This is a genomic window from Intestinirhabdus alba (assembly GCF_009711095.1).
In the GTDB taxonomy this organism is placed as follows: Bacteria; Pseudomonadota; Gammaproteobacteria; order Enterobacterales; family Enterobacteriaceae; genus Intestinirhabdus; species Intestinirhabdus alba.
The window spans coordinates 75,347-89,191 of sequence record NZ_WMJZ01000013.1 but is presented as its reverse complement, the minus strand read 5'-3'; the positions used below and the strand labels follow the sequence as shown (position 1 = coordinate 89,191).

Below are 13,845 nucleotides of genomic sequence, written 5' to 3'. Positions count from 1 at the left end.
AAAGTTCTGTATGCTTAGCCCTCTGCTTCGTTGCTATACCTGGAACAGCACATGGCTTTACTACGTGCGGATCTTTATCGCGCTCTGCGGCACCACCGCACTGCCCTGGTGGCTGGGTGACGTTAAGCTGACCATTCCGCTGACCCTGGGAATGGTAGCCGCCGCCCTGACCGACCTTGACGATCGTCTGACGGGCCGGCTGCGCAACCTGATAATCACCCTGATCTGTTTTTTTATCGCTTCCGCGTCGGTCGAGCTGCTGTTTCCGTGGCCCTGGCTGTTCGCCATCGGGCTTACGTTGTCTACCAGCGGTTTTATCCTGCTCGGCGGTCTGGGGCAGCGCTACGCCACCATCGCCTTCGGCGCGCTGCTGATCGCCATCTACACCATGCTCGGCACCTCGCTTTACGAGCAGTGGTATCAACAGCCGCTGCTGCTGCTGGCTGGCGCTATCTGGTACAACCTGCTGACGCTAATTGGCCATCTGCTGTTTCCGATCCGCCCGCTACAGGATAACCTGGCGCGCAGCTACGAACAGCTGGCCCGCTATCTTGAGCTTAAATCGCGGCTGTTCGATCCGGATATCGAAGACGAAAGTCAGGCACCGCTGTACGATCTCGCGCTGGCTAACGGCCAGCTGGTGGCGACGCTGAATCAGACAAAGAGCTCGCTTCTGACCCGCCTGCGGGGAGATCGCGGGCAGCGCGGAACCCGCCGGACGCTGCACTATTACTTTGTTGCTCAGGATATCCATGAGCGTGCCAGCTCCTCTCATATTCAGTATCAGACGCTGCGGGAACGCTTTCGCCATAGCGATCTAATGTTTCGCTTTCAGCGGCTAATGTCGATGCAGGGCCAGGCCTGTTTGCATCTTTCCCGCTGTATCCTGCTGCTGACCCCCTATCAGCACGATCCGCACTTTGAGCGCGCCTTCGCCCGGCTGGACGCCGCCCTGGAACGCATGCGTACCGACGGCGCGCCCGACGATCTGCTGAAAACCCTGGGCTTTCTGCTCGCCAACCTGCGGGCTATCGACGCGCAGCTGGCGACCATTGAATCCGAACAGGCGCAGGCCATGCCGCGCAGCGAGACGGAAAGCCAGCTTTCCGACGACAACCTCCACGGGTTTAGCGATATCTGGCTGCGGTTAAGCCGCAACTTAACGCCGGAGTCCGCGCTTTTTCGGCACGCGATAAGGATGTCGCTGGTACTGTGCGTGGGCTACGCGCTGATCCAGGTGACCGGAATGCAGCACGGCTACTGGATCCTGCTGACCAGCCTGTTTGTCTGCCAGCCCAACTATAACGCGACTCGCCATCGGTTGACGCTAAGGATAGTCGGCACGCTGTTGGGCATCGCCGTGGGGCTGCCCGTGCTGTGGTTCGTACCTTCGCTCGAAGGGCAGCTCGTACTGCTGGTTATTACCGGGGTTCTGTTCTTCGCCTTCCGTAACGTGCAGTATGCCCACGCCACCCTGTTTATTACTCTGCTGGTGCTGCTTTGTTTTAATCTGCTTGGCGAAGGATTTGAGGTGGCGTTACCACGCATCATTGATACGCTGATCGGCTGCGCTATTGCCTGGGCGGCGGTGAGTTTTATCTGGCCGGACTGGCGTTTTCGCAACCTGCCGCGGGTGCTGTCGCGGGCGACCGAGGCCAACTGTCGCTATCTCGATGCAATCCTTGAGCAATATCATCAAGGGCGGGATAACCGCCTGACCTATCGTATCGCCCGTCGCGACGCCCATCATCGCGATGCGGAATTCGCCTCGGTGGTTTCGAATATGTCCAGCGAACCGGACGTCACTGCCGAAACGCGGGAGGCCGCTTTTCGGCTACTATGCCTTAACCATACTTTTACCAGCTATATTTCAGCGCTGGGCGCACATCGTGAAAAGCTAACCACCCCGGAAGCGCTGACGCTGCTGGACGATGCCGTTTGCTATGTGGATGACGCGCTTCATCATCCGCCAGCAGATGAGCTGCGCGTGCAGCAGGCGCTGACGGATCTAAGGCAGCGAATCCTGTGCTTTGAGCCGCTTGCCGTTGGTAAAGAGCCGCTGGTCATGCAGCAGGTTGGGCTACTGCTCGCCCTGCTTCCTGAAATCAGGCAGCTGCAGCAGCAAATAACCCAATCGGCTACCGACACTCCGGTTCCGGCTTCAGCACGTTAACCCACTGAGCAAGCTCCCGGCGTCGCTCCGCCGGGAGAGCGGCTTCATGCACACCGGCGATAGCCCCTTCCAGCGCATAGAGCACCTTTACCGTTAGCCGGGGTTTTGTCTGGCGAAGGCGCAGCCAGCACATCTTTGCTCCCAGAATTCGCAGCGTAGTGACATCCATAATTCCTGCCTCATTAAGCAATGTCTCCAGATGAAATGACATATTTGGCAGATCTTTCAGGCGCTGCTGCGTGCTGCGAATATGCTTTTCTCTGCGGGCGGCTTCCAACGAAAGTTTTGACAGGCACACCAGCTGCTGCCGATCGCGCCACAGGCTTTCGTCAACCTGATAATAATTAAGAATTACCGGTCGTCCACGTTTTATAAACGTGAGCCATGTCGGCGTGTGCTTCACACAGTACTGTACGCTCTGCTCGCAGGCGCGGAGGTATAATTCTCCATCGGCAACCATGGCAAAGATGGTGTCTTCAATTGTCAGACTGTAGCTGCCGAATAGTGAACGATAGTGTATTTCCCCCAGAGTCGATAAACATTCCTGCGATTTATAGATCCTGTCATAGGAGCGTTTTCGCATAAAACCCCCTTTAAAATCATAGATTAAATAAATGATTTGCCTTTGCGGATCCGGTAATGACGAAAATAGGCAACTTGGTGTTAAGGGGCAAGATGAATTTTATTTTTCCTGCATCGAGTAATAAAAATTGCGAGATAGTTTCCGAAAATAGGGTTGATCTTTATACGCCACAGGGGTACTGTATATCCATACAGTAACTCACGGAGCTGGATTGGTTATGTATCCTTCAGGCTACACAAAGCGTTTTTCGTCATTCTCCTCCACCGCGGGCAAGGTCACGCGCGTCTCCTGCGGGAATACCGCCTGTGCCGGGCTTATTAGCGAAGTGGTTTATCGCGAAGATCAGCCCATGATGACTCAGCTGCTGCTCCCCCTTCTGCAGCAATTGGGCCAGCAGTCGCGCTGGCAGCTCTGGCTGACCCCACGGCAAAAGCTAAGCCGGGAGTGGGTTCAGTCTGTAGGGTTACCTTTAACCAAGGTGATGCAAATAAATCAGCTATCGCCCTGCCATACGCTCGAATCAATGATACGTGCGCTGCGCACCGGTAACTACAGCGTGGTCATCGGCTGGCTGGCTGAGGAGTTAACGGAAGAGCAGCATGCAGAACTGGCAAGGGCCGCAGAAGAGGGTAATGCAATGGGATTTATTATGCGCCCGGTAAGCGCCCATACTCATGCCACCAGACACCGTTCCGGGCTAAAAATTCATTCAAATCTCTATCACTAAAAAAATTAGGATTTATCCTGGGCTGCATTTTGCCGCCTCGCAGCCCCGCCGGATGGATGTTAATTTTTTCTGAAAAATGCTTGTCGGAAGCGGTTTCCAGAGGCGCAGCCTGCGCGGCTTATCATCGGTAAATGTTAAATAAAATCGTAGAAGGTTTTTTTTTTCATACGCCTGTCGGAGTTCGTACTTGTAAGTTTCTAAGTACGTTGTAGACTTTACTTCGCCAGGGGTGCTCGGCATAAGCCGCAGATATCGGTAGAGTTACTATTGAGCAGATCCCCCGGTGAAGGATTTAACCGTGTTATCTCGTTGGAGATATTCATGGCGTATTTTGGATGATAACGAGGCGCAAAAAATGAAAAAGACAGCTATCGCGATTGCAGTGGCACTGGCTGGTTTCGCTACCGTAGCGCAGGCCGCTCCGAAAGATAACACCTGGTATACCGGTGCTAAACTGGGCTGGTCCCAGTACCATGACACGGGTTTCATCGACAACAACGGCCCAACCCATGAAAATCAGCTGGGTGCCGGCGCGTTTGGCGGTTTCCAGGTTAACCCGTATGTAGGCTTCGAAATGGGTTACGACTGGTTAGGTCGTATGCCGTACAAAGGCGACAACGTCAACGGCGCTTACAAAGCTCAGGGCGTTCAGCTGACCGCTAAGCTGGGTTACCCAATCACTGACGACCTGGACATCTATACCCGTCTGGGTGGTATGGTATGGCGTGCTGACACCAAGACTAACGTCCCTGGCGGCAGCTCTTATAAAGACCATGATACCGGCGTTTCCCCGGTGTTCGCTGGCGGCGTTGAGTGGGCGATGACCCGCGATATCGCAACCCGTCTGGAATACCAGTGGACCAACAACATCGGTGACGCCAACACTATCGGCACTCGTCCGGATAACGGCCTGCTGAGCGTTGGCGTTTCTTACCGCTTCGGCCAGCAGGAAAACGCGCCGGTCGTCGCACCGACTCCGACTCCGGCTCCGGAAGTACAGACCAAGCACTTCACTCTGAAGTCTGACGTTCTGTTCAACTTCAACAAGTCCACGCTGAAAGCAGAAGGCCGTCAGGCGCTGGATCAGCTGTACAGCCAGCTGAGCAATCTGGACCCGAAAGACGGCTCCGTCGTAGTTCTGGGCTTCACCGACCGTATCGGTTCTGACGCTTACAACCAGGGCCTGTCCGAGAAACGTGCCCAGTCCGTGGTTGACTACCTGATCTCTAAAGGTATCCCGGCGAACAAGATCTCCGCACGTGGTATGGGCGAATCCAACCCGGTTACCGGTAGCACCTGCGACAGCGTGAAGGGCCGCGCAGCGCTGATCGACTGCCTGGCACCGGATCGTCGCGTAGAGATCGAAGTTAAAGGCGTTAAAGACGTGATCACTCAGCCTCAGGCTTAAGTTCTCCTTTGAAAAACCCCGCCTGGCGGGGTTTTTTTTCGTCTAATCTTCTGGCCGCTGGCCAAAAAAGCGTTACTCCTTGCCCAGCAGCGCCTGTAGATCCTCTTTGAGCGAAGACATTTTGCTGGCGTACTTCTCTTTATGCTCAGCATCTTCAATTAGTTGTACAATCGTCTCGGAAAGCGTTTTCCCGCGCCGCTGCGCAAGTCCCGCCAGGCGCTGCCAGACGATAAATTCCAGATCGATAGATTTCTTACGAGTATGCTGGTGTTCGGCGTTGAAATGTCGCTTGCGGCGGGCGCGAATAGTCTGCTTCATGCGATTTTGCAGCGCCGGATTCATATGTTTTTCGATCCATGCATTAACCCGAACCGGTTCATTTTCGAGAGCCAGCAGCAGATCGACGGCTTGCTGGGCGGCGCTGGCTTCCACGTAACGGGTAATTAACTCCCCTTCACGGTGCTTTTTCACCAGATATTTCCACTTCCAACCGCTCTCAAGATTCTCAAGTTGTTGATATTTCATTGCGATCTCAATGTTACCGTGTCACTGACATCAGAATATCAGCTTTTCAGGCCATAGCAGAAAAGAATCTTCAGCCTGTGAGAGCGATACGCCGCTCTGCCGCTTAACGTTGCTTTCCGCGTGTGCAGCGCGACGGGTTACGCTATAATCGCGGCTTTGACAACAGACTAAAAAACCTCAACTTTGACCATTACGAAACTTGCATGGCGCGATCTGGTTCCTGATACCGACCGTTTTCAGGAGATCTTTGCACAACCCTACGTGACTGACGAAAATGACGACCTGCTCAGCGAGACGCAGCCGCGTCTGCGGTTTGCGCTTGAGCAGCTGCTTCAGCCTGCGGTGATATCGCCTTTTATGCTGACCAAAGCGCCGGAAGAGCCTGAGTATCTGAGTCTGCTTAGCGATGCCGTTCGGGCGCTGCAGCATGATGCCGGTCGGTTAACCGGCGGCCGCTACGATGTTTCAGGCTCCACTATCCGCTATCACCAGGCCACAGGGAGTGAAGATAATTTTGCTACCCGGTCCCAGGTGGTTACCGCCGACTGGGTGGAAGCAGAACAGCTGTTCGGCTGTCTGCGGCAGTTCAATGGCACTATCACGCTCCAGCCCGGGCTGGTACATCAGGCTAACGGTGGCGTTCTGATTATCTCTCTGCGCCCTCTGCTGGCTCAGCCCCTGCTGTGGATGCGCCTGAAAGCCATTGTCAGCCATCGGCGCTTTGACTGGGTCGCCTATGACGAATCGCGACCGCTGCCGGTTTCCGTCCCGTCGATGCCGCTGGATCTCAAAGTCATGCTGGTGGGCGATCGGGAATCGCTGGCCGACTTTCAGGAAATGGAGCCAGAGCTGGCGGCGCTGGCGATTTATAGCGAATTTGAAGACGATCTGCAGATTGTCGATAGCCAATCTGCGGTCCGCTGGTGCCGGTGGGTAAGCCACATAGCCCGTAGCCACCAGCTGCCCCGTCTCGCTCCCGATGCCTGGCCGGTGCTGATGCGCGAGGCTATACGCTACACCGGCGAACAGGAGACGCTGCCGCTAAATCCGCTGTGGATCGCCCTTCAGCTCCGGGAGACGGTTCCCCTTTGCGAAGATGGCATCTGCACCGGCGAGCAGCTGAGCCTGATGCTGGAACAGCGCGCATGGCGTGAAGGCTTTCTTGCCGAACGTATGCAGGATGAGATCCTGCAGGAGCAGATCCTGATAGAGACGGAGGGCGAGCAGGTCGGACAGATCAACGCCCTGTCGGTCATTGAATTTCCGGGTCATCCTCGCGCCTTTGGTGAACCTTCGCGCATCAGCTGCGTGGTGCACATTGGCGACGGCGAATTTACTGATATTGAGCGTAAAGCAGAGCTGGGGGGAAATATTCACGCCAAGGGCATGATGATTATGCAGGCGTTTCTGATGTCGGAACTGCAGCTCGATCAGCAGCTCCCCTTCTCCGCCTCGCTGACCTTCGAGCAGTCCTACAGCGAAGTGGACGGCGACAGCGCCTCCATGGCCGAGCTTTGCGCCCTGATTAGCGCCCTTGCCGACGTCCCGTTGAACCAGAGCATCGCGGTCACCGGCTCCGTTGACCAGTTCGGCCGCATCCAGCCGGTAGGCGGACTCAATGAAAAGATCGAAGGTTTTTTCGCCATCTGCCAGCAGCGCGAGCTGACCGGCAGGCAGGGGGTTATCATACCGGCGGCCAACGTCCGGCATCTTAGTCTGCATTCAGACCTGCTACAGGCGGTTGAGGAAGAGAAATTTACGATCTGGGCGGTGGAGGATATCACCGACGCCCTGCCGCTGCTGTTAAACCAGGCGTGGGACGGCGAAGGCCAGCCGACGCTAATGCAGGCGATTCAGGAACGTATCGCTGCGGCGACGCAGCAGGAAGGCCGGCATCGTTTTCCCTGGCCGCTGCGTTGGCTGAACGGTTTTAGTGCGAACTGATCGGAGTTGTTCAGCGTACACGTGTACGCTATTGTGCGTGCTTCAATAAAATAAGGCTTACAGAGAACATGGTAGATAAACGCGAATCCTATACAAAAGAAGACCTTCTTGCCTCTGGTCGCGGCGAACTGTTCGGGGCGAACGGCCCTCAGCTTCCGGCACCAAACATGCTGATGATGGACCGCGTCATCAAGATGTCCGAAAAGGGCGGTAACTTTGACAAGGGTTACGTCGAAGCAGAGCTGGATATCAATCCGGACCTGTGGTTCTTCGGATGCCACTTCATCGGCGATCCGGTCATGCCGGGCTGCCTGGGCCTGGACGCAATGTGGCAGCTGGTAGGATTCTATCTCGGCTGGCTGGGCGGTGAAGGTAAAGGCCGCGCGCTGGGCGTGGGTGAAGTTAAGTTCGGCGGCCAGATCCTGCCGACGGCGAAAAAAGTTACTTACCGGATTCACTTCAAGCGCGTTATTAATCGCCGCCTGATTATGGGTATTGCGGATGGTGAAGTGCTGGTGGATGGTCGTCAGATCTATACCGCCAACGATCTGAAAGTCGGTCTGTTCCAGGACACCTCGGCTTTCTGAGTCCCATTGCGCCGCTGCGCAAACCTGCCGTTTACCCGGCCACAAAAGGCGAAACCTCCGCGATGCGGAGGTTTCTTTTTAAAGAGACAGAATCAGGCGGTAACGGCCCTGTCGGCCATGGCCTCTCGCCAGCCTCCAAGCCAGTATGACCGTTGATTCAGCGTCTGATAGGGACACATTTCTTTTGAACGCCCGGCAATGCCGGCCTGATAACCACGCTGATGTGCCCGTTCCAGGCGATCTCGTTTTTGTCTCTTCATGCCTCGTTTCCCTCATGTTTGTATCTGGTGGAAAAGAAAACAGTGATTACAAAATGTGCAATCACAGTTAACGAATACCGCGAAATATCACGCTCGTCAATGCACAAAATTCATACCAATGTCATGTTTATGAAATTGCCGAAAAACCCGACAGGCCAAAAAACGAGCAGGAACAACTTCTTTTACCAGACCGCGGATAAAAAAAACCGCCGCCGGCGCAGCGCCGGTAGCGGTGGGATTTACAAAGTTTTATGGTTAAGGCATACGGTTCAGCGCCTGAGCAATTGAAGCCGCCTCCTGCTTCCAGGCATCAGCCAGCACCTTCACCATCTCATCATAACCATCCTGATTCTGAAGGGCTTCAATGTGGAAAGGCCGTTTGATTAGCTGTCCCTGATGGTTCAGCAGCCACTCGCCGCTGACGATAACTCTGCCGTCATAGCGCCCATGGAAGCCGGTTACCGTCACGTTGAGCGTATCCTGCGCGGCACCCAGCGGCTGTGAGGCCACCACCCAGCCCGGCAGCTGCGCGCTAAGATTAGCCACCAGCGCATTGCGCAGCTGCTGATCCAGCGGGCTGGCCCACAGGTTGTTATTTGCGATGGTATACTGCACGTCGCTGGTCTGATAAACCACGCCGTTACCTGCCAGATAATCCGGCACCGTCACCTGCTCCACCCACAGCTGGCGGCTGGCCTGGCTGACGCTGACCGGCGCGGCATTCTGAATTACCGGCAACTGATAATAGCGCTTACTCTCTTCGCCAGAGCTGCAGGCAGCCAGCCAGAACGCCGCCGCCGTTACTAGCCACTTTTTCATTGTTTTGCCCTCTTCGGCTCAGGATCTTTCTTGTCTTTGGCTTCAAACACCAGCGCGTTACTCTTCTCATTCAGCGTTTTCAGCACCGGCTGCAGCTCGCGCAACACCTGATCGAGACGCTGCATATCCGCCACCATCTTGTTATAGGCGGCAGAACCAGGCTGGAAGCCCTGCATACTGCGGTTCAGCTCGCGCAGGGTGCGCTGCATGTCATCCGGCAGCTGCTGCATCGACTGGCTGGCGGTGATCCGGTTCAGATTATCCAGCGTGGTCTGCAGATGCTTCATCGTGCGCTGGCTTTCCGAAAGGGCGCTGGTCGCCTGCTGGATCATCGGATTCAGCGGCAGGCCGTTGATTTTATCCAGCGCTTCCACCAGCCGCTGCTGGATCTGCGCCAGCCCGCTGCTGACCGTCGGGATAATCTGATATCCCCCGAACTCGTGCAGGCCGGAAATCGGCGGCTCCTTCGGATAGAAGTCAAGATCGACGTACAGCGCGCCGGTGACCAGGTTGCCGGTCTTCAGCGAGGCGCGCAGCCCGCGCTTGAGCAGGTCGGCCAGATGCTCGCTCACGTCGGTATCCTCACCGAGCTGCGCCTTCAGGCGCTCCGGCTCGATGCGCACCAGCACCGGAATGCGGTAATCGCTATTAAACGCCTGGCGCATATCCGGGGAGAAGAACGGCACCTTGCTGACGGTCCCGAGACGAATGCCGCGGAACTCCAGCGGCGCGCCCGGCTGCAGGCCGCGAATCGAATCCTTAAAGAACATCAGATAATCGATATGGTCGGTATAGAGCGAATCCTGAATGCTTTTCTGATCGTCATACAGGCTGAACGCGGATTTTTCCGCCACCGGCTGCCCCAGATCGAGCCCCTCCGGCACATCAAAGCTGACGCCGCCGCCGAACAGCGTGGAGAGCGACCCCATCTCCACGCGCATACCGGCGGAGGTGAGGTCCACCGCGATACCGCTGTCCTTCCAGAAACGTACGTTGCTGGTCACCAGCCGATCGTTCGGCGCATTGATAAACAGCTGATAGCTCATGGTGCGCTTTTGCGTATCGAAGGTGCTGGTTTCCACCGAGCCTACGCGGTAGCCGCGGAACAGCACCGGATCGCCTGGGCTAAGCTGCCCGGCTTTTTTACTGTCGAGGATCACGCGAATACCTTTGGCATCCGGCGGTGCCAGCGGCGGTGCGTCCAGCAACTGATAGCTTTCCGGCATACTGCCTTTGCTACCCGGCTGCAGCTCAATATAGGCCCCGGAGAGCAGCGTACCCAGTCCGCTGATCCCTTCCCGACCTACCTGCGGCTTCACTACCCAGAAAACCGAATCTTTATGCAGCAGTTTGTCCATTCCGGCGTGGAGGCGCGCCTTAATTTGCACATGGGTTAAATCATCGGTCAGCGTTGCGCTTTCAACCACCCCCACCTCCACGCTACGGCTTTTTATCGTGGTTTTCCCGCCCTCGATGCCTTCGGCGTTAGTGGTGATCAGCGTGACCTCCGGCCCCTGATGGCTGTAGTGATAAAACAGGATCCACGCCCCGATAAGCGCGGTAACGATAGGAAATATCCATACGGGAGACCAGTTCTTTACCTTCTGAACGTTGGCTTCCCCACTCTTCGATTCCATACTGTCATGGCTCCTTATGGCCGGATTCAGTCAGGCGATCCCACGACAGGCGCGGATCGAAGGTCATTGCAGAAAACATGGTCATAATCACGACTAAAGCAAACATCAAAGCACCCATTGCAGGATAAATATTCATTAACCCCCCGATACGCACCAGCGCAGAGAGTACGGCAATAACGAACACGTCGATCATCGACCAGCGGCCGACAAACTCCACCACCTCATAAAGCAGATGCATCTTCTCACCATCGCGCTGGCCGTGGCCTTGCGCATCCCAGCACAGCCAGCCGATGGCGATCATTTTCAGCGTCGGCACCATAATACTGGCGATAAAGATCACCGCCGCCACCGGATATGAACCTTCGCTCCACAGCACAATAACCCCGGCGATGATGGTCGACGGGGTCTTCGCCCCCAGTAAATCGGTGATCATAATCGGCAGAATATTGGCCGGCAGATAGAGCATGATTGAGGTGATCAGCAGCGCCAGGGTCCACTGCAGGCTGTTTTTACGGCGAACGTGGCCTTTGCTGTGACAGCGCGGGCAAACGAGCCTGTCCGCCGGCAGTATCGCCGTGCAGCAGGCGCAGGAGCGTACCCCCTGCTGAAGCCCGCTAATGCCGGGTTTCAGCGCCAGCGCCACGGTGGGCATCGGCGCGATATCGTCCCACAGCCAGCGGCGATCGACGCACTGAAAGACCCGCAGTTGCAGCATACAAAAGAGGCACCACGGAATAAAACTGCTGCCTATCCCGATGTCGCCGTAGGCCATCAACTTAACGAAACTCACCAGCACGCCCGCGAGAAAAATTTCCGCCATTCCCCAGCTTTTAAGCAGAAACAGCACTTTCGCCAGACGCCTCTTTACCCGCGGTGGCAGCTGTATGCGATTTATCAACAGCAGAACCGCCACCAGGCAAAATGCGGGAACCAGCTGAACGAATAGCATGAAAAAGGTGCCGAGGCTGGCGTAGTTTTCAGAAAACATGACCCGGGGTATTTCCAGCAGCGTAACCTCGCTGGTGACCCCGGCTACGTTCATACTGACAAAGGGAAACAGATTCGACAGCAGCAGCATAAACAGCGCGGCTAGCGCATAGGCGGTGGGACGCTGCCTCGGCGCGTCCCACTCGGTCGTCAGCGTGGTGCCGCACCTTGGACAGGCCGCTTTCTGACCCGGAGCCAGATGAGGCAAGGCCACCAGCATGTCACACTGCGGGCACAGAATGTGCTTTGCGGCATGATGACGATCGCACATACGCGCTCCTCTATTTATGCGCCGTTTTTCAACGCTTCCAGGTATTCCCAGCGCTCAAAGGCCTCTTCAAGCTCCTGCTCCGCCGCGCTCAGCTCAGCGAGCACTTTTTGCGTCTGCTCATGGGGCTGGCTGAAAAAGGTCGCATCGGCAACCTGAGCCTGCAGCGCCTCTAACTTCGTCTCCAGCATTTCCAGCCGCTGCGGCAACTGCTCCAGCTCTCGCTGCAGTTTATAGCTTAGTTTGCTGCCGCTGCGTTTTACCGTTTCTGCTTTCGGAACGGGGTTTTCTTCACTTTTTTTCACCGGCGGCTGCTTCAGCGCCAGGTGCTGAGCCTGCTGGCCGCGCGCATCGTGATAGCCGCCGACGTAGCGGCCTACCCTGCCACCGCCTTCAAAAATCCAGCACTCTGTCACGGTGTTATCGACAAACTGGCGATCGTGGCTGACCAGCAGCACGGTGCCCTGATAGCCATCGATCAGCTCCTCCAGCAGCTCCAGGGTTTCGACGTCCAGATCGTTGGTGGGTTCATCGAGAATCAGCAGATTGCTGGGCTTCAGAAAGAGCCGCGCCAACAGCAGGCGGTTGCGCTCACCGCCCGACAGGGCGCGAACCGGCGTCATAGCGCGTTTCGGGTGAAACAGAAAGTCCTGCAGGTAGCCGAGCACATGGCGCGGCTTGCCGTTAACCAGCACCTCCTGCTTACCTTCCGCCAGGTTGTCCATCACCGTTCTGTCCGGATCCAGCTCCGCGCGATGCTGATCGAAATAGGCCACCTCCAGCTTTGTGCCGACGTGGATACGACCGCTGTCCGCCTTAAGCTGGCCCAGCATCAGCTTCAGCAGAGTGGTTTTCCCGCAGCCGTTCGGCCCGATAAGCGCAATCTTGTCGCCGCGCTGCACCTGAGCGGAAAAATCCTTCACCAGCTGCCTGCCATCCACCTGGTAATCAACGTTCTCCATCTCAAAAACGATTTTGCCGGAGCGGCTCGCCTCCTCCACCTGCATTTTCGCGCTGCCCATCACTTCGCGGCGCTCGCTACGCTCACGGCGCATCGCCTTCAGAGCGCGCACGCGCCCCTCATTGCGGGTACGCCGCGCCTTGATGCCCTGGCGGATCCAGACCTCTTCCTGCGCCAGCTTGCGGTCAAACTCGGCGTTCTGCAGCTCCTCAACGCGCAGGGCCTCCTCTTTCTCAAGCAGATACCGATCGTAATTGCCGGGATACGTCACCAGCTTACCGCGATCGAGATCGACGATGCGGGTGGCCATATTGCGAATAAAGGATCGATCGTGGGAGATAAAGATGATCGTCCCGTTGAAGGATTTGAGGAACCCTTCCAGCCAGTCGATGGTTTCAATATCCAGGTGGTTGGTCGGCTCGTCGAGCAGCAGCACCCGCGGGTTGCTGACCAGCGCGCGGCCCAGCGCCGCCTTGCGCAGCCAGCCGCCGGAAAGCGAGGAGAGCGCGGCGTTCGGATCCAGCCCCAGCTGCGTCAGCACCTCGTTAATACGGTTTTCCAGCTGCCACAGGTTGTGATGATCGAGCTGCTCCTGCACCTTCGCCATTTCGTTGAGGTTTTTATCGCTTGGATCGCTCATCACCAGGCGCGAGATATCGTGATAGCGCTTGAGGTATTCCGCCTGCTCCTCAATGCCCTCGGCCACAAAGTCATAGACGCTGCCGACCACGTTACGCGGCGGATCCTGCTGCAGCCGCGCGACGATCAGATCCTGTTCATAGATAATACGCCCGTCGTCCAGCCCCTGCTCGCGGTTGAGGATCTTCATCAGCGTCGATTTTCCGGCACCGTTGCGCCCGACCAGGCAGACGCGCTCGTTATCTTCGATATGCAGCTCTGCGTTATCGAGAAGCGGCGCGTCGCTGAACGACAGCCATGCGCCATGCATACTGATTAATGACATTT

The 13,845-nt window shown here is 56.5% G+C and carries 12 protein-coding genes; 5 read left to right on the top strand and 7 right to left on the bottom strand.

Features of this window, described 5'->3' with window-relative positions; genetic code table 11:
• Window positions 1-10: 10 nt before the first annotated feature.
• Window positions 11-2,173, top strand: a complete 2,163-nt coding sequence (yccS, locus tag GJV78_RS11090; protein WP_155108408.1) for a YccS family putative transporter — start codon at window positions 11-13, stop codon at window positions 2,171-2,173.
• Here the strand turns inward: yccS and GJV78_RS11085 are convergent.
• Window positions 2,139-2,756, bottom strand: coding sequence for a TfoX/Sxy family DNA transformation protein (locus GJV78_RS11085; RefSeq protein WP_155108407.1), 618 nt, complete (start codon window positions 2,754-2,756; stop codon window positions 2,139-2,141). The two genes, yccS and GJV78_RS11085, sit on opposite strands and share 35 nt — an antisense overlap.
• Window positions 2,757-2,973: 217 nt before the next feature.
• On the opposite strand from GJV78_RS11085, the gene sulA reads away from it, so the two are divergent.
• Both sulA and ompA read left to right on the top strand, forming a co-directional pair.
• Complete coding sequence (gene sulA / locus GJV78_RS11080; RefSeq protein WP_155108406.1) at window positions 2,974-3,483, top strand: SOS-induced cell division inhibitor SulA; 510 nt, start codon at window positions 2,974-2,976, stop codon at window positions 3,481-3,483.
• A gap of 355 nt (window positions 3,484-3,838) precedes the next feature.
• On the top strand, window positions 3,839-4,891 hold the full coding sequence (gene ompA, locus GJV78_RS11075; RefSeq protein WP_155108405.1) for a porin OmpA: 1,053 nt from the start codon (window positions 3,839-3,841) through the stop codon (window positions 4,889-4,891).
• A 72-nt stretch (window positions 4,892-4,963) separates the two neighbouring features.
• Here the strand turns inward: ompA and matP are convergent, their stop codons facing one another.
• Window positions 4,964-5,416 carry a macrodomain Ter protein MatP gene (gene matP, locus GJV78_RS11070; RefSeq protein WP_155108404.1) on the bottom strand — a complete coding sequence of 151 codons (453 nt, stop codon included), beginning with the start codon at window positions 5,414-5,416 and terminating at the stop codon, window positions 4,964-4,966.
• A 183-nt stretch (window positions 5,417-5,599) separates the two neighbouring features.
• Between matP and GJV78_RS11065 the strand changes: the two genes are divergently transcribed.
• Both GJV78_RS11065 and fabA read left to right on the top strand, forming a co-directional pair.
• Entirely contained in the window at window positions 5,600-7,360 is a 1,761-nt protein-coding gene (locus GJV78_RS11065; RefSeq protein ID WP_155108403.1) for an AAA family ATPase, read from the top strand.
• A gap of 68 nt (window positions 7,361-7,428) precedes the next feature.
• A complete protein-coding gene (fabA, locus tag GJV78_RS11060) occupies window positions 7,429-7,947 on the top strand; it encodes a bifunctional 3-hydroxydecanoyl-ACP dehydratase/trans-2-decenoyl-ACP isomerase (protein ID WP_155108402.1) in 519 nt (172 codons plus the stop codon).
• Window positions 7,948-8,039: 92 nt separating this feature from the next.
• On the opposite strand, the gene rmf is transcribed toward fabA, so the two are convergent.
• The 5 genes from rmf to GJV78_RS11035 form a co-directional block, all read right to left on the bottom strand.
• On the bottom strand, window positions 8,040-8,207 hold the full coding sequence (rmf, locus tag GJV78_RS11055) for a ribosome modulation factor (protein WP_155108401.1): 168 nt from the start codon (window positions 8,205-8,207) through the stop codon (window positions 8,040-8,042).
• A 255-nt stretch (window positions 8,208-8,462) separates the two neighbouring features.
• On the bottom strand, window positions 8,463-9,026 hold the full coding sequence (gene pqiC, locus GJV78_RS11050) for a membrane integrity-associated transporter subunit PqiC (RefSeq protein WP_155108400.1): 564 nt from the start codon (window positions 9,024-9,026) through the stop codon (window positions 8,463-8,465).
• Complete coding sequence (gene pqiB / locus GJV78_RS11045) at window positions 9,023-10,663, bottom strand: intermembrane transport protein PqiB (protein WP_155108399.1); 1,641 nt, start codon at window positions 10,661-10,663, stop codon at window positions 9,023-9,025. The genes pqiC and pqiB overlap by 4 nt, the downstream gene beginning before the upstream one ends.
• 4 nt (window positions 10,664-10,667) lie before the next feature.
• On the bottom strand, window positions 10,668-11,921 hold the full coding sequence (gene pqiA / locus GJV78_RS11040; protein ID WP_155108398.1) for a membrane integrity-associated transporter subunit PqiA: 1,254 nt from the start codon (window positions 11,919-11,921) through the stop codon (window positions 10,668-10,670).
• Window positions 11,922-11,935: 14 nt separating this feature from the next.
• Window positions 11,936-13,843, bottom strand: a complete 1,908-nt coding sequence (locus tag GJV78_RS11035; protein ID WP_155108397.1) for an ABC transporter ATP-binding protein — start codon at window positions 13,841-13,843, stop codon at window positions 11,936-11,938.
• Between the last annotated feature and the right edge of the window lie 2 nt (window positions 13,844-13,845).

Excerpts from the sequence above, each read along its gene's own strand:
- pqiC (WP_155108400.1), bottom strand. The coding sequence starts at position 9,026 with ATGAAAAAGTGGCTAGTAACGGCGGCGGCGTTCTGGCTGGCTGCCTGC.
- yccS (WP_155108408.1), top strand. The coding sequence starts at position 11 with ATGCTTAGCCCTCTGCTTCGTTGCTATACCTGGAACAGCACATGGCTT.
- rmf (WP_155108401.1), bottom strand. The coding sequence starts at position 8,207 with ATGAAGAGACAAAAACGAGATCGCCTGGAACGGGCACATCAGCGTGGT.
- ompA (WP_155108405.1), top strand. The coding sequence starts at position 3,839 with ATGAAAAAGACAGCTATCGCGATTGCAGTGGCACTGGCTGGTTTCGCT.
- fabA (WP_155108402.1), top strand. The coding sequence starts at position 7,429 with ATGGTAGATAAACGCGAATCCTATACAAAAGAAGACCTTCTTGCCTCT.
- matP (WP_155108404.1), bottom strand. The coding sequence starts at position 5,416 with ATGAAATATCAACAACTTGAGAATCTTGAGAGCGGTTGGAAGTGGAAA.
- GJV78_RS11035 (WP_155108397.1), bottom strand. The coding sequence starts at position 13,843 with ATGTCATTAATCAGTATGCATGGCGCATGGCTGTCGTTCAGCGACGCG.
- pqiB (WP_155108399.1), bottom strand. The coding sequence starts at position 10,663 with ATGGAATCGAAGAGTGGGGAAGCCAACGTTCAGAAGGTAAAGAACTGG.
- GJV78_RS11085 (WP_155108407.1), bottom strand. The coding sequence starts at position 2,756 with ATGCGAAAACGCTCCTATGACAGGATCTATAAATCGCAGGAATGTTTA.
- sulA (WP_155108406.1), top strand. The coding sequence starts at position 2,974 with ATGTATCCTTCAGGCTACACAAAGCGTTTTTCGTCATTCTCCTCCACC.
- pqiA (WP_155108398.1), bottom strand. The coding sequence starts at position 11,921 with ATGTGCGATCGTCATCATGCCGCAAAGCACATTCTGTGCCCGCAGTGT.